Source organism: Enterococcus sp. AMC1086, from assembly GCF_058216575.1.
This window is the reverse complement of the sequence record NZ_CM177100.1, coordinates 750,994-771,265: the sequence shown is the minus strand read 5'-3', so window position 1 is coordinate 771,265 and position 20,272 is coordinate 750,994. Positions and strand designations below refer to the sequence as shown.

Annotated in this window: 20 protein-coding genes; 5 read left to right on the top strand and 15 right to left on the bottom strand. The window is 31.7% G+C overall.

Annotated elements, in window-relative coordinates; translation table 11 throughout:
- Nucleotides 1-197 precede the first annotated feature (197 nt).
- The 5 genes from nrdH (at nucleotide 198) to AC4BC4_RS03635 (ending at nucleotide 4,991) form a co-directional block, all read left to right on the top strand.
- Nucleotides 198-422: a glutaredoxin-like protein NrdH gene (gene nrdH / locus AC4BC4_RS03655; RefSeq protein ID WP_207121171.1), complete on the top strand. Its 225-nt coding sequence runs from the start codon at nucleotides 198-200 to the stop codon at nucleotides 420-422.
- The gene (gene nrdI, locus AC4BC4_RS03650; protein ID WP_438757149.1) at nucleotides 423-800 is read left to right on the top strand and encodes a class Ib ribonucleoside-diphosphate reductase assembly flavoprotein NrdI; all 378 of its coding nucleotides are present in this window, start codon (nucleotides 423-425) and stop codon (nucleotides 798-800) included.
- Nucleotides 781-2,940 carry a class 1b ribonucleoside-diphosphate reductase subunit alpha gene (nrdE, locus tag AC4BC4_RS03645; RefSeq protein WP_490477343.1) on the top strand — a complete coding sequence of 720 codons (2,160 nt, stop codon included), beginning with the start codon at nucleotides 781-783 and terminating at the stop codon, nucleotides 2,938-2,940. The genes nrdI and nrdE overlap by 20 nt, the downstream gene beginning before the upstream one ends.
- Nucleotides 2,941-3,030: 90 nt before the next feature.
- A complete protein-coding gene (gene nrdF / locus AC4BC4_RS03640; RefSeq protein ID WP_438757151.1) occupies nucleotides 3,031-3,993 on the top strand; it encodes a class 1b ribonucleoside-diphosphate reductase subunit beta in 963 nt (320 codons plus the stop codon).
- 173 nt (nucleotides 3,994-4,166) lie between these two features.
- Nucleotides 4,167-4,991, top strand: coding sequence for a DUF92 domain-containing protein (locus AC4BC4_RS03635; RefSeq protein WP_490476807.1), 825 nt, complete (start codon nucleotides 4,167-4,169; stop codon nucleotides 4,989-4,991).
- Between the two features lie 161 nt (nucleotides 4,992-5,152).
- On the opposite strand, the gene AC4BC4_RS03630 is transcribed toward AC4BC4_RS03635, so the two are convergent.
- The 15 genes from AC4BC4_RS03630 to AC4BC4_RS03560 form a co-directional block, all read right to left on the bottom strand.
- Nucleotides 5,153-5,860 (bottom strand): MgtC/SapB family protein, encoded by a 708-nt coding sequence (locus AC4BC4_RS03630; RefSeq protein WP_438757153.1) that lies wholly within the window; start codon nucleotides 5,858-5,860, stop codon nucleotides 5,153-5,155.
- A 150-nt stretch (nucleotides 5,861-6,010) separates the two neighbouring features.
- Nucleotides 6,011-6,712, bottom strand: a complete 702-nt coding sequence (gene nagB / locus AC4BC4_RS03625; RefSeq protein WP_490476806.1) for a glucosamine-6-phosphate deaminase — start codon at nucleotides 6,710-6,712, stop codon at nucleotides 6,011-6,013.
- Between the two features lie 129 nt (nucleotides 6,713-6,841).
- The gene (locus AC4BC4_RS03620) at nucleotides 6,842-7,966 is read right to left on the bottom strand and encodes an LCP family glycopolymer transferase (RefSeq protein ID WP_438757155.1); all 1,125 of its coding nucleotides are present in this window, start codon (nucleotides 7,964-7,966) and stop codon (nucleotides 6,842-6,844) included.
- Nucleotides 7,967-8,305: 339 nt separating this feature from the next.
- Nucleotides 8,306-9,505, bottom strand: coding sequence for a polysaccharide pyruvyl transferase family protein (locus AC4BC4_RS03615; protein WP_490476805.1), 1,200 nt, complete (start codon nucleotides 9,503-9,505; stop codon nucleotides 8,306-8,308).
- A 9-nt stretch (nucleotides 9,506-9,514) separates the two neighbouring features.
- Nucleotides 9,515-10,909 (bottom strand): lipopolysaccharide biosynthesis protein, encoded by a 1,395-nt coding sequence (locus tag AC4BC4_RS03610; RefSeq protein ID WP_490476804.1) that lies wholly within the window; start codon nucleotides 10,907-10,909, stop codon nucleotides 9,515-9,517.
- Nucleotides 10,884-12,197 carry an O-antigen ligase family protein gene (locus AC4BC4_RS03605; protein WP_438757158.1) on the bottom strand — a complete coding sequence of 438 codons (1,314 nt, stop codon included), beginning with the start codon at nucleotides 12,195-12,197 and terminating at the stop codon, nucleotides 10,884-10,886. Before AC4BC4_RS03605 ends, AC4BC4_RS03610 begins: the two co-directional genes overlap by 26 nt.
- Entirely contained in the window at nucleotides 12,190-12,903 is a 714-nt protein-coding gene (locus AC4BC4_RS03600) for an acyltransferase (RefSeq protein ID WP_490476803.1), read from the bottom strand. Before AC4BC4_RS03600 ends, AC4BC4_RS03605 begins: the two co-directional genes overlap by 8 nt.
- Nucleotides 12,904-12,905: 2 nt before the next feature.
- On the bottom strand, nucleotides 12,906-13,772 hold the full coding sequence (locus AC4BC4_RS03595; protein ID WP_438757160.1) for a glycosyltransferase: 867 nt from the start codon (nucleotides 13,770-13,772) through the stop codon (nucleotides 12,906-12,908).
- Nucleotides 13,756-14,877, bottom strand: a complete 1,122-nt coding sequence (locus AC4BC4_RS03590) for a glycosyltransferase family 4 protein (RefSeq protein WP_438757161.1) — start codon at nucleotides 14,875-14,877, stop codon at nucleotides 13,756-13,758. The genes AC4BC4_RS03595 and AC4BC4_RS03590 overlap by 17 nt, the downstream gene beginning before the upstream one ends.
- Nucleotides 14,878-16,065 (bottom strand): beta 1-4 rhamnosyltransferase Cps2T, encoded by a 1,188-nt coding sequence (gene cps2T, locus AC4BC4_RS03585; protein WP_438757162.1) that lies wholly within the window; start codon nucleotides 16,063-16,065, stop codon nucleotides 14,878-14,880.
- Nucleotides 16,065-16,748 carry a sugar transferase gene (locus tag AC4BC4_RS03580; protein ID WP_490477342.1) on the bottom strand — a complete coding sequence of 228 codons (684 nt, stop codon included), beginning with the start codon at nucleotides 16,746-16,748 and terminating at the stop codon, nucleotides 16,065-16,067. Before AC4BC4_RS03580 ends, cps2T begins: the two co-directional genes overlap by 1 nt.
- 147 nt (nucleotides 16,749-16,895) lie before the next feature.
- Nucleotides 16,896-17,660 (bottom strand): tyrosine-protein phosphatase, encoded by a 765-nt coding sequence (locus tag AC4BC4_RS03575; protein ID WP_438757163.1) that lies wholly within the window; start codon nucleotides 17,658-17,660, stop codon nucleotides 16,896-16,898.
- 22 nt (nucleotides 17,661-17,682) lie between these two features.
- A complete protein-coding gene (locus AC4BC4_RS03570; protein ID WP_438757164.1) occupies nucleotides 17,683-18,384 on the bottom strand; it encodes a CpsD/CapB family tyrosine-protein kinase in 702 nt (233 codons plus the stop codon).
- An 11-nt stretch (nucleotides 18,385-18,395) separates the two neighbouring features.
- Nucleotides 18,396-19,229 carry a YveK family protein gene (locus AC4BC4_RS03565; protein ID WP_438757165.1) on the bottom strand — a complete coding sequence of 278 codons (834 nt, stop codon included), beginning with the start codon at nucleotides 19,227-19,229 and terminating at the stop codon, nucleotides 18,396-18,398.
- Nucleotides 19,230-19,385: 156 nt separating this feature from the next.
- A complete protein-coding gene (locus AC4BC4_RS03560; RefSeq protein WP_490476802.1) occupies nucleotides 19,386-20,198 on the bottom strand; it encodes a hypothetical protein in 813 nt (270 codons plus the stop codon).
- Nucleotides 20,199-20,272: the final 74 nt, after the last annotated feature.

Here is a 20,272-nt window from a genome sequence, read left to right as displayed (position 1 = left end):
AATAAATTTCTTTTTTTACGGCTAAAACAATCATAACAGTCGTTTAAATATTGAGACTACGCGTTTTCATATTTCTTTCAAAAACACAAAACTTGGTATTGAATCAAAATGCAACCACAATATATAGTGCCTAAGTGTTGACTTTTTTTCTAAGAGATTTATACTAGTAAAGTAAACTAATTTAGGGGGAATTAAAAATGAACGTAAAAATCTTTTCTAAAAATAATTGTATCCAATGTAAGATGGCAAAACGCTTTTTGAGCGAGAATAATATAGCATTTGAAGAAGTAAACATCGATATCCAACCAGATGCAATCGACTGGTTAAAAGAACAAGGTTTCCAAAGTGTTCCGGTTATCACTTCTGATGCTGCTACAGTTGTAGGATTTCGTCCTGATCAATTAAAACAATTGGCTAGCTAAATGAAAATTGTCTATTTTACAGTTACCGGACAAACCAGACGCTTCATTAAAAAATTGGATTTAGCAGCTTATGAAATTGAGCCTGCAAATCCTTTTTTTGAGATAAATGAGCCTTTTGTTTTAGTCGTTCCTACTTATGACAAAGAAATCACTGAAGTAGTGAACGATTTTCTTGATTTTAAAAGTAATCGAGTAAACTTGCAAGGTGTTGCTGGAGGCGGCAACTTAAATTTTGCAGAATTATTTGTTTATACAGCCAAAGACATAGCACGTGATTACAACGTTCCAATGCTTTTTGCCTTTGAATTTAGCGGAACAAACGAAGACGTGGAATCCTTTAAGAAAGTAGTGAATGAACTTGAGTCTAAAAGAAATTAAAGATGTTAGCTATTTTAAGCTGAATAATGAGATCAATCGTCCTGTTGACGGACAAATTCCTTTACATAAGGATAAAGAAGCGCTGGAAGCTTTCTTTAAAGAAAATGTTCTTCCTAATACAAGAACCTTCAATAGTATAGAAGAAAAAATCAAATACTTGATCGACAATGATTATTTAGAAACTGCATTTATTGAAAAATACTCTATGGCTTTTATTGAACAATTATATACATTTCTTGATGAGCAACAGTTTGAATTCAAATCATTCATGGCAGCTTACAAGTTTTATTCACAATATGCACTTAAAAACAATGAAGGAACTGAATACTTAGAAAGCTATGAAGATCGTGTCGCTTTTAATGCATTATATTTTGCTGACGGTAACGAAGAATTGGCTTTAACTTTAGCAGATGAAATGATCCATCAACGTTATCAACCTGCAACACCGTCTTTCTTAAACGCTGGACGTAAACGTCGTGGTGAGCTTGTTTCTTGTTTCTTGATCCAAGTGACAGATGATATGAACAGCATCGGCCGTTCAATCAACTCAGCATTGCAATTATCACGTATTGGTGGCGGAGTGGGGATCACATTAGCAAACTTACGTGAAGCAGGAGCTCCAATCAAAGGCTACGAAGGAGCTGCCAGCGGCGTGGTTCCTGTTATGAAATTGTTCGAAGATAGCTTTAGCTATTCTAATCAATTAGGTCAGCGTCAAGGAGCTGGGGTAGTTTATCTAAACGTTTTCCATCCAGATATCGAAATGTTCCTTTCAACGAAAAAAGAAAATGCGGATGAAAAAGTTCGTGTAAAAACTTTATCTTTAGGCGTTGTAGTTCCTGATAAATTTTATGAGTTAGCTCGCAACAATGAAGATATGTATTTATTCAGCCCATATAGTGTAGAACGTGAATATGGCGTTCCTTTCTCTTATGTTGATATTACAAAAGAATATGATAATCTAGTGGCTAATCCTAAAATTCGTAAACGTAAAATCAAAGCGCGTGACCTAGAAAATGAAATTTCTAAGTTACAACAAGAATCTGGCTACCCATACATTATCAATATCGATACAGCTAATAGAAGCAATCCAGCTTATGGCAAAATCATCATGAGTAACTTATGTTCTGAAATTTTACAAGTCCAAACACCCTCTGTTTTAAATGGTAAACAAGAATATGAAACACTTGGTACAGATATCAGCTGTAACTTAGGCTCAACGAACATCGTCAATTTGATGGACAGTCCTGACTTTGGTAAGTCTGTTCGTGCTATGACACGTGCCTTAACATTTGTTACTGATGCTTCTGATATCGATGTGGTTCCTTCTATTCAAAACGGAAATAGATTAAGTCACACAATCGGACTTGGTGCGATGGGTCTGCATACATTCTTTGCTAAAAACCATATGGAGTATGGTTCAAAAGAATCACTTGATTTCACCAACGTTTACTTTACTTTATTAAATTACTGGACTTTAGTCGAAAGTAATAATATAGCAAAACAATACAACGAAACATTCCATAATTTTGAAAAGTCCGATTATGCTAATGGTTCCTATTTCGATAAGTATATTGAAGGAGATTTCACTCCACAATCAGATAAAGTCAAAGACATTTTTAAAGATATTTTTGTTCCAACTGCTTCCGATTGGGCAAATTTACGTGATGCAGTGAAAAAAGACGGCTTATATCACCAAAATCGTTTAGCTGTCGCACCTAATGGTTCTATTTCATATATCAATGATACGAGTGCTAGTATCCATCCCATCACTCGCATGATCGAAGAGCGTCAAGAAAAGAAAATCGGTAAAATTTATTACCCTGCTCCTCATTTAGCAAATGATACGATTCCATATTACACGTCTGCTTATGACATGGATATGCGTAAAGTGATCGATGTTTATGCAACGGCACAACAACACGTAGATCAAGGAATGAGTTTAACATTGTTTATGCGTTCTGAAATGCCGGAAGGTTTATACGAATGGAAAGATTCTCCAAAGCAAACAACTCGTGATTTAAATATTTTACGCCATTATGCTTTCCATAAAGGTGTTAAATCGATTTATTATGTACGAACATTTACGGATGATGCTGAAGAGATCGGTAGTAACCAATGCGAAAGCTGTGTGATCTAAAAAAAGCGAAACAACAAACAAGGCGCCCTCTGGTCGCCTTGTTCTATGACTTATTGTATTTTAACGTACAGGTAATGAGGAGGAAAATACATGGCAACATATTATGAAGCGATCAACTGGAACGCCATCGAAGACGTGATCGATAAATCAACTTGGGAGAAATTGACAGAACAATTTTGGTTAGATACTCGTATCCCTTTATCAAATGATCTAGATGACTGGAGAACTCTTTCAGAGCTAGAAAAAACAACTGTAGGCTACGTTTTTGGCGGTTTGACACTGCTAGACACTGTTCAGTCTGAAAGTGGTATGGAGCAACTAAGAAATGATGTTCGTACTCCCCATGAAGAAGCTGTCTTAAATAATATCCAATTTATGGAATCCGTTCATGCTAAAAGTTATTCATCGATCTTTAGTACATTAAACACTAAAAAAGAAATCGATGATATCTTCGAATGGACAAATACTAACATTTATCTACAAAATAAAGCGGAAAAAATCAATGAAATATATAAAAATGGTACGCCTTTAGAAAAAAAAGTTGCCAGTGTCTATTTAGAAACATTCTTATTCTATTCTGGTTTTTATACGCCTCTTTATTATTTAGGGAATAACAAATTAGCAAACGTTGCTGAAATTATCAAATTGATCATTCGTGATGAGTCTGTTCATGGCACTTATATCGGGTACAAATTCCAATTAGGGTTTAATGAATTGACTGAAGCAGAACAAAATGATATGAAAGATTGGATGTATAATCTTCTTTATGAACTTTATGAAAATGAAGAACGTTACACAGAAGAATTATACGACGATTTAGGTTGGACCGAAGAAGTGAAGACCTTCTTACGTTATAATGCTAATAAAGCATTGATGAACCTGGGAATGGACCCATTGTTTGCTGACACAGCGAATGATGTCAATCCAATTGTTATGAATGGGATTTCTACTGGTACAAGTAATCATGATTTCTTCTCACAAGTTGGTAATGGTTACTTGTTAGGAACTGTTGAAGCCATGAAAGATGATGATTATTTGATTGGTATGGAGTAACTCTTTTTCTAAAAAACAAAATAAGTCTAAGATAAAACTGCTTGAGTTTTTATCTTAGACTTATTTTTTACTTAGATAGTTAGAATTTTTCTCTCTAATGATAATAACTATTCCATGATATACTTATTCTAATATCACGATTTTACTAAAGTAACTATTTTACGAGGTGCATCATGACTATTTTATTCTATAAATTACTTCTGGGAATCATCGTAGGAAGTCTAATTGGTCTCTTTTCCTATATCGCTCATTTCCTTACAAAATCTGGCGCGTTTACCGTAATCTTTATCGCTACAATTGTCTGCGGCTTTGGAATATGGCCGACTTGGGGATTACTTATTCTCTTTTTTGCAAGCTCAGGATGTATACATTTGACAAAAAAAGCTATAAAAATGACGAAAATCGAATCTATCGTTGAAAAGGGACATACAAGAGATGCTTGGCAAGTACTGGCTAACAGTCTTCCAGCGATTATTTCTTTGATTCTTTTCTATTTTACAGAAAATCAATTATTCTTGATTGGTTATATTAGTGGCATCGCAGGCGCAACGGCAGACACATGGAGCTCTGAGATTGGGATCTTAAGTAAAAATCTTCCTCGTTCAATTCTCACATTTAAACCGATTGAACCTGGACTTTCTGGAGGTATTTCTGTGCTTGGCAGTGTTGCTTCTTTCTTTGGAAGTCTATTAATTACACTTGCTTTTTGTCTGATGTATAGTTGGTATCCTGTTTCTCAACTCTCAACGCATCTATTCATTATTGTCCCTCTGACTTGTGGTATTTTTAATTCTCTTGTGGATAGTTTTTTAGGCGCAACACTTCAAACAAAATACCGCTGTCTTATCTGTGGACAGATAACTGAACAACCGTTGCATCATCAAAAACAAACAAAAAAAATTAGTGGAATTTTTTGGCTGACAAATGACTGGGTCAATTTTTTTAGCGGCTGCTTAACCGTCTTAGTCAGTTGGATCCTCATTTTTTATTTACAATAATGGATATGAAAAAGTAACGAGGTTAGGATAGAAGTTTTTAACTCTGAGAAATAAGAGAGATTTGCTTCTGTTCCAATCGCTTATGCGAATTACTTAAGGCTAGGGTATAACTCTGTGAGTTATACCCTAGCCTCTTTATTTTTTACGATAGCCAAGACAATTTAAATACTAACCAATCGTAATTTGGTTATATTTTTATAAATCGACAAGTCCTCTATGACCTCAGCGTACGTCATTCCTTTTGGCAAATCAATCGTATAAATATTTGTGTTAATCTGCATATCTTCAACTGTTATCACATTAAAATTTACATCTTCAATTTCAATTTTATGGTCTTCAAAATACTGATTGATAAATTCTTTGGTTTCTTGTTTGTGTATATAACGAATCTCTAATTTTTTTGTTGTCGGCACGTGAATTACTTTTTTCACTAGGGTTAGCGCAATAAATACACCAATAGAACTAGTGATAGCAATTGCGTAATACCCCATACCGATCGCAATTCCTAATCCTGCGATAGCCCATAATGAAGCTGCAGTCGTCAAACCTGTTACAGATTGTTTTGTCACAATGATTGTTCCAGCACCTAAAAAACCAATTCCACTGACTACTTGAGCAATCAAACGTGCCTGGTCTGAACGGATTACGCCACTCAATTCAGGATGATTAAGCGCATCTTGTAGAGCATTTGCAGCAATTTCAACTTGAATCAACGCGATAATTGTAGCACCCATGCAAACTAAAATATGAGTCCGCATACCAGCTGGTCTATTTTTATATTGACGTTCAAAACCAATCACTCCGCCAATCAACATGGCTAAACATAATCTTATAATAATTTCAGGAATCGTTAAATCTATATCCATCATACTCATTCCTCCTAGTACTTTTCTATTTTATTATAGCACTAATTTGGATAAAGAGACTAACATTCATTTATATGAAAAATAGAGAAGATGATCCAAAACTAAAAAATAGCTTTGGATCATCTTCTAAAATCATATATATGTCTTTTATTCTTATAATTTACTTGCTGCAGCCTCATCAATGATAACAACAACATCTGAATGATTTTTTAAAAGACTCGCTGGTAACTCAATAGAAACAGGTCCATCAATCATTCCTTTAATCGCATCAGCTTTTTCTTCGCCAAACGCCATTAAAATCATTTTTTTACCTTTCATGATTGAACCGATTCCCATTGAAACAGCTCTTGTTGGTACATCTTCCACTTTTTCAAAATTACGTTTGTTGGCATTGATTGTAGATTCTGTTAGTTCAACTACATGAGTGAAACTATCTACAGGTGTTCCTGGTTCATTAAAACCGATGTGTCCATTTTGACCAATCCCTAAGATTTGAATATCAATTGGATTGCTGTCAATGATACTTTCATAATGTTTGCATTCTGCAGCTAAATCTTCTGCTTTGCCGTTTGGTACATATGTGTTTTTAAATGGCTTTTTATTGAATAATTGATCATTCATGAAGTAACGGTAACTTTGGTTATCTTCCCCACCTAAACCAACATATTCATCCAAATTTACAGAAGTCATATCTGTAAAGTCTATGTCGCTTGCAGTCATTTCTTTATATAATGTTTCTGGCGTACTTCCTGTTGCAAGCCCTAATACTTTTGCACCATTGTTCATGCCTTCTTTGATCAGTTCAAATGCTTTCTTTCCGCCTTCTTCAGCGTTTGCTACTTTGATAATATCCATTAGCTCTTTCTCCCTTGTATTCATATTTGGTATAGTCCAATTATAACACCCTATAAAAAAGATTTCTAGTCTAAATTGGATAGAAATTAAAAAAACTTCTATTCTCAATCGAGAATAGAAGTCTACTCATTAATAACCACCTGAATATTGTCCATCATCTACTACATTTTGATCAGTGTAAGTATTTGGGTCGACATTAGTTGTGTCTTGAGCGTATCCATAACCATTAGTAGCATCAGATGTACCGGTATAATCCCCCGTCTCATTACCACTAATATAATTATTATAGTTAGTATTATCTTTTGCCTGCATCTCTTTATTTTCGGGTAGTCCTAATTGAGAGCGCAAATTTGTTTGTACATCATATAGTTTTGTTGGGTCTAAAATTTGGTAATAGATACCACCGATTTCCGTACCTTCCCCCTCTAACTGTAAAGAGTCAATATCTTTGAAGGCTGGCATATACTTTTTCTGAATATCTACCATATTATCCCAAGTTAAATCCGTTCTTACATTATCTTTTACTGCATCCAAAATTTTTCTGTATTTTGAAATACCATCTAAACTGATGATCTTATTCACAATTTTTTCAACAACTTCTCGCTGTCTTCTTTGACGTCCTATATCGCCTTCTGGATCTTCTTCACGCATCCTTGCATATGCTAATCCAGTCTCACTATCAAGCTTTATGTGTCCCTTAGGAACAGTAATACCATCTAACGTAAACTCAAATGGATTATCAACTTCAATGCCACCTACAGCATCAATTAAATCTTTTAAGCCTCTCATGTTTATTGATACATAGTTATCAATTGGAATATCCAATAAATTCTCTACTGTATCAATCGCCATTTTGGCCCCACCTTTAGCTCCACCAAAAGCATACGCATGGTTCAATTTATCTTCTGTACCATACCCAACAATCTCAGTCAAAATATCTCTATCTAAACTAATCATTGTAGATTTTTTTTCTTTAGGATTAATAGTAACCACCATTGTAGTATCAGAACGCCCTTGCTCTGTCCGTCCCAAATCCCCAGTATCAATCCCCATCAATAACACTGAAAAAGGTTCTTGTGCATCAATATTTACAGCCATATCTCTTTTTTTAGAGGTACGATCGATTGATTCATATACACCTTCTACTGTCCCCGATGCATCTGAATACATTTTAATCCCGTATGCACAGAAACCTGCAACTGAAACAAGAACTAATCCTAAAGCAGTTAATATTACTTTTTTCCATAGTTTCATAAGACACTTCCTCATTTTTGCAAGAATAATTCATGAAATCTATTTTCTCACAATTTGAATCAAGCCGCAACTTTTTTGAGAAATTGGCATGATATCTTAATGTATTTGTAAAATAATAGTTTTTAGGGAAAGTTATCAAACTTTACAAAATAAATTTCTTGTATAAATATTATCTTTATCATCCCTCTAATTCATTTTCAAGTTGATTTTTAATCGATAATACCAGACCTAGTAACTGCTCATTAAGGAATAATAATAACTCGTTCGTAAAATCAACATCATCTAAACCAAAAATTGAAAATCTGATAGCTCTTCTTCTTTGTACAGCAAAATAACTTTTCAATTATCCAAAATTTCTAATAATCGTTGAAAATGAGCTGTTACTAACTTAATTAATCTATCTCTTGATTTGATAATATCCGCAACTTGTACACTGTCACTCCTGACTAATTCATCATAAATATGAAAAATATTATCCGCATATGGATAAGATTCAATATAATATTCTTCTAAAAAATATTTCAATTTTTTAACTCTACTATCTAATCCCACGGCCTTTACTCCATAAGAAATGGCTGTTATATTGCCATGCAAACTAGTACCTAAAAAGAGTTCAGCATTTGCAATATAAAACATAGTGTCAAATATTGTGTTATTCTCTGGCAAAAAAACTTCTATTTCATTTTTACAATATTCATAAATTTTTCTCAATGGAATCGGGTCTTCATGCATACCAGCCCTTCCTATTGGCAATAAAATTAACGATAATTTTCTTTGGTGGCAATAACTACATATTTGCTCGGCAATCTTTTTTTCATTAGTAGCATATTTTTTACCTATTTGAAAAACTAAATATTTTTTTAAATTATTTTTCTTTTCAAAAATTCGATATTCTTTACTAACCATTCCTTTCAACTTATCTTTAGGAAAGATATCCGACATGATAACAGCTGAGTCCGGTATCATATGAATTTTTTCAATATTTAAATTTTGCAAGTTTTTCTTTGTTAATGGATCTCGAACTGACAAATAATCAGCTTGAGCTAAATAGTTTGCTATTCTCTGCTGCTCTTTTTTATTAAAATAAGAAAAGTCAGTGCCACTTACAGTATTATAGATCAATTGGCAATTACCTAGATTATATTCTTGTTTTGAAAATATCCAAGGGTATCTAGTATATCCTTGCAAGATTTTAGAAGAAAGCATTTCTGCATTTCTTTTTCCTATTATTTTATATAGTATTCTATAATATAAAATTTTTTTATCGTTTTCCAATAAATGTAAATGAGTAAACTTCCATGCAGAATTTAAAGTAGCCCCACCTACAACAATCAGTGCATCGGGACTATAAAACTCAATATCAGAAATTTTATTACTTGGCAGTGCACCAATTTTTGATAAATCTGATGATACTACTCCGTAATTTTTAAAATCTAAATTTTTATTTCTTGAGGATAACCATTCTTTTAAAATAATTGGAAATAGTAAGTCTCCATAATTATTTCTGTCCACAGCTCCAACTAAAGCAATTTTCTTCATACTTCACTCCTATTTTCTACTAAATATTTTCTCTACTAAAGGTTTAAATGTATTGAAATTAACTATAATCATTGCTATAACTAGTATCAATTGTATTAATAATGATAATATTTCATTGAAATTAATAAATAAAATGATAGTTTGCAGCGAATAAATAAACATACTCATTGCTATAACAAACCAATTATACTCAATTCTAACTAAATTTTTTGTATCAAATACTCTCAAGAAGAACATAATCAATGAGCTACCTAAAACTGCTAATCCCGAGCCCATATAACCTAGTGTAGGAATGAAAAACAAGCTTAGAAGAATACTTACAATCCCACCAATTACGGAAGTTCTAAATGCTCCTTTAGTTTTCATTGCTGCCATATAATTCGTCCCTAAAAAAGTCGCTAAATTAGTAAAAATAACTCCTAGTAATAAAAACGGAACAATATTCCATGAAGAATAGTACTCAGTAGCAACAAAAAATTTATAAATGTATTTTAAAGCAAGCATTATTAATGCAGCTACAATAATTAGCAAAGAAAAATACACCTGAAAAACGTTACTATAAAAAGCATGTTTCTTTTTATTATTATATTCTTCTATTGCTGAAATCTGCCAAGCTTGATTAAACACTTGACTGACAATTTGTAAAATAGAGGGGATTTTATTGGCAACTGCAAACAGACCATTTGCTGTAACACCAACAAATGCAAAAATAAAGTAGCGATTTGATGCATTCATAATCCACCACATTAATGCATTTGGAATCATAGGAATACTATATGAAAGCATATTTCGAGCTAAATTTTTATCAATACCAATCACAAATAGGTTAATCTTACAAAATATACAAAGATGAAGTATGGAAAATAAATTAGATATAACAATTGATAAAATGTACCCTTTAATTCCCACAGAAAAAAAAATAAGAAAAATAATATTTAATAAACAAAGTAATACAGTTTGAAAAATACCATTCAGCGCAAATAGTTTTATTCTGTTATCTGCTCTAGCATAGTTAGAGAATAGTTTTTGAATTCCCATAACAATTAAAACAACAGTGACATCGATGACTATCATTACACGCTTATAACCAATCAAAATTAAGAATAATACCAGAAAGCAGAGTAACAATGAACCAATATAAGAAATTGTTAATCCATTCTTTAAGACATCTTGTTTGTTCTCATCTTCCCTCATTACAAAACGTAATACGGAATCATAAATACTTAGAAATATTATTGGTAAAAATAAATTAGATGTGTTTACAATTAAGTCTACCGTTCCATACTCAGCCACTGATAAATAATATGTATATATCGGTACTAATAAAATAGTAACTACTTTACTTCCCATCGTTCCTATGGCGAAAATAATTGAATTACTAAATAACTTCTTGTATGAATTCATGATTATCCTTCTTATATATTTTTTTATTAGATAGTAGTCCTATAAACAAGAAATAAAATACTGTAATTTCCATATCATAAATATGATTTGAAAAAATAAACATTACAAGTATATAAATTGTTAAACAGACTCCCGTAAAATTAATATTTTTGAAAAGTAATGATTTGCTTTTTTTCATTCGGTTATAAAAACTCAGTAAAATACTACCTATCATACCGTAATAACCAATAAAGCCCTGTATACCAGTATCTAGAAGTACAGCTAAATAAGACGATTCTCCCATAATCCGATCATATCCAGTAGAAACAACATCAGAAACAGTCCCAACACGACCTAAGCCAATCCCAAAAGGATTATCTAAAAAATAAGAGAATGCTTCTAACCAAATTCCTTTTCTTCCAGCCGCAGAGTTATCTTCTAAAGTAATCGTTGATTCAATATATTTAATTAAAATATCGAACATATTAATATTAAATAGAGCACTCACTACTATTAATGAAAGTACAACTCCTACTACTAAAATACTAGCTTTAGATAGAATTCCTCTTTTCTTAGTCATTACTAAAATGATAACAAAGCTTAATGACAGCCAATTACTTCTAGAAAAAGTCAATAATAATGTTAAACAGTAGATTCCAAATAAAACATTATAATATTTAACATTAATATATTCTCTATTAATTAATACTACAACCAAAATTAAACCTAGAGTAGCCCCAAAAACGTTGGTATTTGAAAATGTAGAAACTACTCGTTGCAATGAACCGAATCCTCCAAAATAAAAAGAATCTTTTAATCTTCCCGCATATTTAATTGGGTAACCTAAATTAATTAGAAATTGATCTCCTAAAACATATGCTTGAAAAATTCCCCAAATACAAATTAGACTAAAAAATTTAAAAATATAACTAAAAAATTTAAATACATCCTTAGTATCAATTGAAAGATTTCTAGCAATTATAAATATAAGAACTGGTAAAACATATCTACGAATAACAAAAAAAGCAGTAGATATACTTTGCGTGAACAACACAGTAGAAATAACTAAAGAAATAAGAAATAAAAAATAAAATAAACTCCATATACCTAGTTTTACATCAAGTATAGCGGTATTACTTTTTTTTAATTCAAATATTTTGGGAATTAACAATAATAAATATACAACTACAATCAGTTCCTTCCAATATTTTACTAATGGATTGTCATGTAAAGTTATTGAAAAAAATATATATTGTAAGGCAATACCAATTGGTATAAAATATAACATTAACTTTTCAGTTTTACTCATCAATATTTATTTCCCTACTTTTTATTATTTTGACAGGATTACCTACAGCAACACTGTTAGAAGGAATATCTTTATTCACTAATGTATTTGCACCAATCACACAATTATTTCCAATTTTTACATCATCTAATATTACTACTCCACTACCAATCCAATTATTATTCCCTACTTTTATTCCTTTTGAAGTTACTCCTTGTTTCCTAATTAAAACATTTAAATTTTTAAAGTTATGTGATTGCGAATGGAAGCGAACATTTTGTCCGATTATAACATCATTGCCTATAATAATACCTCCCGAACAACCAAAAAAACAATTGTCGGCACAACTAGAATTATTCCCAAAAGTTATTCCCATTCCTAAAACCGCCAAACCACCAGTTCCTCTAATTATAGAGTATTTTCCAATTGAACAATTGTTACCAAATGAAAGACCTTCTTTGGATAAACCATCAAGTTCAACATAATCACCTATTCTAACTAAAGTTCCCATAGAAATATGTTTTTTATTTCGAATAGTAACCTTTTTACCGATAAAAATTTTTTTCTTACTCCCTTTTATTCCTAAACATTTATAGATACCTCTGTAGTATTGAGTAAATTTATTTATCAATATAAAAAGTAGCTCTCTATCAGAAATATTATCATCAATATTAAACGCGTCTCCTTTAACTCTTTCCAGAGTTTTTTTTAACATTCTATTCTTCATAATCACTCACTCTCTCTCATAAGATCAATGAGGACCTGAGATGAGTGGATACTATGCTTATAAAAAAAGCGTCTTTTTTGTATATTGCTCTTTAAATACGCATTCGTTGAACTATCTTCTTTATGAAAAATACTTATATCGTTCAAATAACTCATAACTAACAAGTCTCTTTCTGCAATATATTTTAAAATAAACTCTTCCATGTACATGAAAGTATTAACATTAAGTCCATTGTATTTTTTAATGTAGTCTTTTGAAAAAATTAGGCATGCACCGTGCAACTGAAATTCTTCGTATTCTAGATTTTCCATATCTTTCTTATTGTTCCTATTCAAAAATTTTTTTAACCATAAATCAACATGAAAAAGGCTTAGAATATGATATATTTTGAATTTCAGTTGCATTTTTTTTACATCTTGAATCCTAAAAAAAAGCTTTGGAGTTGGGTTTTGATTAATTCCATTTACAGTAGAAATAATTTTTGGTCCAGAAATATCAAATTTTTTTGATTCATAATTTTTAATTAATCTAATAAAGAAATCATTTTGTTTGATAAAGATATCGTTGTTTACTAATAAAATAAAATCAGGATTCAAATATTCTTTTGCATAACTAAAGCCCATATTGTTCCCTTTAGCAAATCCTAAATTTTCTTTTGATAATAAAACTTTCACATTTTGATTATTTTTAAAGTAATCAAATAATCTGTTTCCACTATCATTTGGGGAACCATTATCAACAATAATAATTTGTAAATTTATCATACCTTGATTTAACTCGCATATTGAATGAACACATTCTATAGTATCCGCTATAGTTATGTAATGAAGTACTACAACGGCTATATTTTTCTTAGTTATTACTTTCATCTAGCACTCCTTGAATTTTCTGAATATATTCATCTATAGAAAACACTTCTTGTTGCATTTTTTGACCATTTTTAGCAATTATCTTTCTTTTTTCTGAATCATTTATTAGATACTTTATTTTATTCGCTAGTTCCGAAGCATTTTGAGGTTCCACTAAAATACCTGTGACATCATTTTGAATAATCTCTGATGGTCCACCAAAATTAGTAGCAATAACTGGTATTTCTCTAGCCATCGCTTCTAAAATAACTAACCCGAAAGGTTCTGGTTTTATTGATGGTAAAACAAAAATATTTAAAGAATGATAAAATTTTTCCATATTTGAAACTAAACCTAATAATTTTATTTTTTCAGAATGTCCAGACTCTGATATTTTCTTTTCTAAGTTTCTTTTTAAGTAATCTTCATCTTCGAAAACATCACCAGCAATTAGAAAGATTACATCTGGATAATCTTCAAGAACTTTAAGAGCTGCATCAATAAAATAATCTTGTCCTTTCCATCGATTGATTCGCCCAGCCATACCGATTGTAAATGGTTTATTATTTACTTCATCACCAAGAAAATCACTTTTTACATCTACTACATTGTAAACAACCATACCTTTTTTCTTATCAATAATAATAGAGTCCAATGTGGCTTTACTATTCCCAATAATAACATCTGCATACTTATTCACAATTTTTTTAACAAAAAAATTCTCATATTTATTTGAAATAATTTCTCTAACATGCCAAACAGATTTTTTATTTAACGATTTCGCTGCTATTCCACCAGGAAAAACTACAGAAGTATTAGTATACACAATATCTATATTTTGTTCTCTGATAAATTTTTTTAAGTATTTTATTGAACTGAAAAATTGACAAAAATAATCAAAAAATCCTTTAAAGGTCAAATTTTTACGACGTAATACAGCTATTGATTTTATTATAACTTTACAATTATTTGTTTCTTCAAGTTTTTTTACTAATGCTCCTTGAGAAGGTAGCATCACGTATATCTGATATTTTGTTCTATCTAACTTATTAATCAAATTTAGCAATGACTTATCAGAACCGTATAACTCAGAACTTGAATGCAAAAACAGAATTTTTTTTTTCATTTATCTATCACCAAAAACTTCTTCATACATATCTATTATTTTCTCCCAAGAGTACTCATTCTCTATTCGACTAGACAATTTTTCATCATTTACCGATATTGTCACATCATTTTTAGATATATTATTTAATAAATACTTTAAATTATCTGAACTTTTATTCCAATACATTGCACCATCGCCAGCTACTTCTCGATTAAAATCTACGTCAAATAATAAATTTAATTTTGTACTCGCCAAAGCTTCTAATAGAGACGGATTAGTTCCTCCAACTTCATGGCCATGAATGTAAGCAAATGCATTTTCACGAATATACTTTAAAAGTTCTTGATCATACATAGTTCCTACAAATTTTATGCGAGAATCTTCATTAAAGTACGTTTTCTTTTTCAGCTTAGTATAAAATTTGTTTTTTTCAATATTAGTAATTAATACAAGATTTTTTTTAGTGGATGTCTTCATAAATTCTTGAATCATTATTTGATAATTATTTTCAGGCACAAATCTGCCAACTACTAGAAAATAATCTTTTTCTAATAATTCATTTTTAGAAAACCACTCTCGAACAACTAGATCATTAATAGATAATTGTGACTCTTCTATATCTGTTCCATAAGAAATATAAATCGTTTTTGGACTATATCTCTTGTAATCATTTTTTATATATTCTTCAATACTCAAACTATCACAAATCAATAAATCCGCATGTTTGACCATTAGCTTTTCAGAATATTTCCAGTATTTCCGAACAGGATAGCTCCATTTAGCTCTAAGCCATTCATGACCATCTGGATTTACGTATAATTTTCCACCTATTTTTTGAATTTTTTTCCTATAATGATTTATAAACGGACCGATCCGGCAAGCTAAGATATAAAAAATAGGAGCAGAATCATTGTTCGTTTTTGCTAATGCTATTGAATAATCTAATGCTTTCATATCATAATAGATTGCTTTTGCAGGTCCAATATTAGGTACAGCAATATTGAAACAATCTGCTTGGTTATGGATAAAATGCTTTTGGCCATTGCCATATAGATTATCTCCAGTATTCATACAAGCGACATGATAATGTATTCTATCACTTTTCTTGTACTGAGTCAGTTTTTCAACGAATGTTTCAAATCCACCATATTTGGCCGGAATTCCTTTGGAACCGATAATATAAATATGCCGATTAGACTCACTCATCAATAGGCTCCTCTAGATAAAAACATGACTTTTATCGTTTGAAAGATGATCTTACAATCATTTCCAATCGATTGATTTTCAATGTATTCTAAGTCAAAATCAACCATATCATCAAAATGAACGTCGTTTCTACCTCTAATCTGCCATAATCCTGTACAGCCTGGTTTGACACTTAAACGTTGCATATCACGCTGACTGTATTCAGCAACTTCTCTTTGTAGTGGCGGTCTAGGTCCTACTAAAGACATTTCTCCTTTTAAAACATTCAAAAATTGGGGTAACTCATCGACACTTGTTTTGCGAATTTTTTTTCCAATTTTGGTCACTCTGGGATCGTCTTTTATTTTAAACATAGCCCCTTTGATCTCATTTAGTTCAACTAACTCATGTAATTGATCTTCTGCGTCTGTGCACATAGAGCGAAATTTATACATGGTAAATAAACGCCCTTTTTTCCCAACTCTTTTTTGTGAAAAAATAACTGGGCCTTGTGGATCCTCTAATCTTATCAAAAAAGTAACGATCAAAAATACTGGACTTAATACTATCAAACCAAATAGACTACCTATAATATCTATAACTCTTTTAAACAGTCTAAAAAATAAAGATTGTCGCCCAAAATCATTTTTTATTGTTGACTCATAAATTTCATTTTTTTTCTCTACACTTCTACCAACATCCATAAATTTCCACTCCAAATTTAACACTCCTTTTAAATTTAACACTCCTTTTAAATACAATGAATGCCTACCAACTATTTTTTACATGTTTAGGTTTAATTAAACAACCACTATGTATCAGTCTATACTAATAACTTTCTACTTAGTTTTTTAAAATAAACCAAATCTTTTAGGCTTTATTTCCTTAAAATCTGGTCTTTGTACCTCATCTCCATTTAAGACATCTTTAGCCATTTGCTGCATCGCTTGGACATGTTCTACGCCCATATCTTTTCCAATCGCATCGTATGCTTTTTTCATAAAAAAACCGCGTTTCTTGATATTATGTGCATCGGATGCCATCATATAAACCATATTATGTGAAACCATCTGTTTTGCTATTCGTTCGATTTGTTTGCCAAAAACGCCAACATAGCTGGGTGCTGTCAATTGAGTCAAGACCCCCATCTCTAAAAATGGGACTAATTTATTGGGATCTTGAATAAATTTGCTATTTCTTTCTGGATGAACAATTATTGGTGTATGACCTGCTTTTAACAACTCGAAAAACAGTTGCTCCGCATAGGCAGGAATATCATTAGTAGGAAATTCAATCAAAATATAACGATTACTAAGATCTGTAAATAAAATATCTTCTGACTGAATTTGTTCCATTAAATTCCCGCCAATCCTTACTTCTTGTCCTTCAAATAACATAAGCGGTATGCTTCTAAGATCTAATTCTTTTTGTAAAGATGCCACGTTAGTAATTACTTGTTTAGCAGGATTATCATATTTGCCATTGTTATGATGAGGAGTACAAAGTATGTGGGTAATTCCCTGTTTTACAGCCATCCTAGCCATGTCAAGTGAATCATCAATTGTTTTAGCTCCATCATCAATCCCAGGTAATATATGGCAATGTAAATCAATCATCGGCTTCCTGCCTCCCTATGGTTTATGACCCGTAATAATAACCTTGATCTAATATATTCTTAGATCCGTTGTATACAACACCCAAAATATTCGCCTCTACTAACTCTAATAAACTCTTAGCTTTCAATAAAGAGTCTCTTTTTGAAACGTTCTCCCGAACTACCAAAATTGTTCCATCTGATTGTGAAGCTAAAATTTGTGCATCAGTCACAGCTACCACTGGTGGCATGTCAAAAATCACTAAATCATACTTTTGTCTCAGTTCCAACATCAATTCTTTCATTCTTCTAGAATCTAGTAATTCTGATGGATTCGGGGGCTTAGGACCACTCGTCATCAAAAATAAATTATCAACACTAGAATTTTGAACAACTTGATGCAGTACAGTTTCACGACTTCCCAGCAACGTACTTAGACCACGCGCATTATCTAAAGAAAATGTTTTTGCTACTGTCGGTTTACGCATATCTGCATCTACCAGTAATACACGCTTACCTGAATTAGCAAATACAATAGCTAAATTTGCTGAGCTTGTGGATTTCCCTTCACTGGGTCCAGAAGATGTAATAACCAATGTTTTTAGATCTCTATCTACCATAGCATATTGGATATTCGTTCGAATCGTTCGATATTGCTCTGAAATTGGTGAAGTTTTATCCGTTAAAGTGATTAAACTTACGGCTTTGGTTTTCTGTTTTTTTTGAGTTCTTATTTTATTTGTCATTCTATACTCCTTTAAACTCGTGGGCGACTTCTACGTACGGTCGCAGAATCATCTGGTTTATCGTGCTCTTTTGGCAGTGTTTTTGGTATATCTCTATTAGGGTTTCTTGGCTCAGTAGACTGCATTGCTATTTTTGAAGGCGTACGACTCACTTTTGCATTTAGTTCCTTTGCCGTCATATTTGGGACAATACCTAATATCGTAAAGCCAAGCTCATCTTCTACAAAACTATCATCTTTAATCGTTTTATCAAATAATTCTAAAATGAAGGAAACAGCGATTCCAAATATAACACCTAATGCTAAACCGATCATCAAATTAATTTTATCATTGGGTGAAACTGGTTTTAAGTTGGCCGTTGCTGAGGATATGATCGTAATTTTATCAACACTCAACATATCTTTGGCTTGCTCCTGAAAAACTAAAGCCGTCTGATTGGCTATGTTTTGGGCTACAATCGGATCTGTTACTTTAGATACTATTGAAAACATTTGTGAATTTTGTGATTGATTTACTGAGATACTTGCACCTATTGCGTCAACAGACAGATCATTTTCATACTCTGTTTTCATTCGTTGCTGTACTTCTGTCATTACAGTATCGCTTTTGATCAAATCTTTATAGGTGTTGATCATTTGTAGATTTCCATTGATATCGTTGACATTCGTTGTTTCATTCTGTGGTAATCGGACGATTAGCTGCGCCTGAGAGCTGTATTTAGGGGTAATGACAAAATAGGTCAATATTCCAGCAACACCCAATCCTAAAAACATAAAAACAATAATTAAACCGATACGTTTTTTTAATACACCCATTAATTCCTGTAAACTGATTGTCTCTTCCATTTTTTCCTCCAATTAACTACATACAAATAATTATAAATTCTGGCTAGACCAAGTACAAGTCTATTTGTAAAGAATACACTATCAATTATTACAGCAATTACTGAAATAATTGATAGATTGCAATTCATCATTATGAAAAATACTTTGCTGCCTTATTTATTCACTTGGTAGACCTTCTTCTTCCTTTACAGAATCAACAGTTTCTTGTTTTTTTAACAGCTCATCGATTCTATCAAATTTATCGGATAAGTCTTTTTTCAATGATTCATTTTTCACCTGATCAAGCTGATCAAAGAGATGGATGAAGTTATCTGGGCTGGCGTCATCCGTCAACCTACCCTCTTTTTCCATTTTATCGACCGCTTGCTTCAGGTCTTCGTATTGTTTGACCTGTGCATCCATTTCATTTAAAAACGTAGTAATCGATTGGCTCCACAGATTTTTAGTTTTAGAAATATTATCGCGTATCATTGAAATCTGGTTCATAGTTGTTTTTTCATTTATAACAATAACTTCATTAGGAGATGACCAGTTAGTTGGGGCTTCAACAAGTAATTCAGTTACTTGTTTTTGAATATCACTTTTATTTTTTATATCTTCTATTTGAAGCAAAAGTTCTTTTTTCCCCTGTGCTACTTCCGAAGTATCTGCAGAGAAATCCTTATTCTCCAAATCAAAATCGCTTGCTTCTGTTTTCAACGTAATGATTGCTCGTTCAGTGTCTCTTAATTTTTCTCTCTCTAGTGGTTCTACTAGAAATTCTTTATTATCCACTTGATAAAATTGACTGATTTGGTTATTAAGCCGTTGAATTTTTATGGCTTCATTTTTTATCGTTGTTTTCGCATACTCAACTTTTCTCTTTTGTTCCTGATTAGCATTTGACCTAATTCCTAAAAAACAGATACCAATTGAAACAGCGATAACACCTATGTATATCCCTTTACCCAACCATTTATTTTTTGCCACTATTACACTCCTTTTAAACATACCTTCATTACTCATTTTTTTAATTGACTATTTTAGGACTACCAACCTTTTGT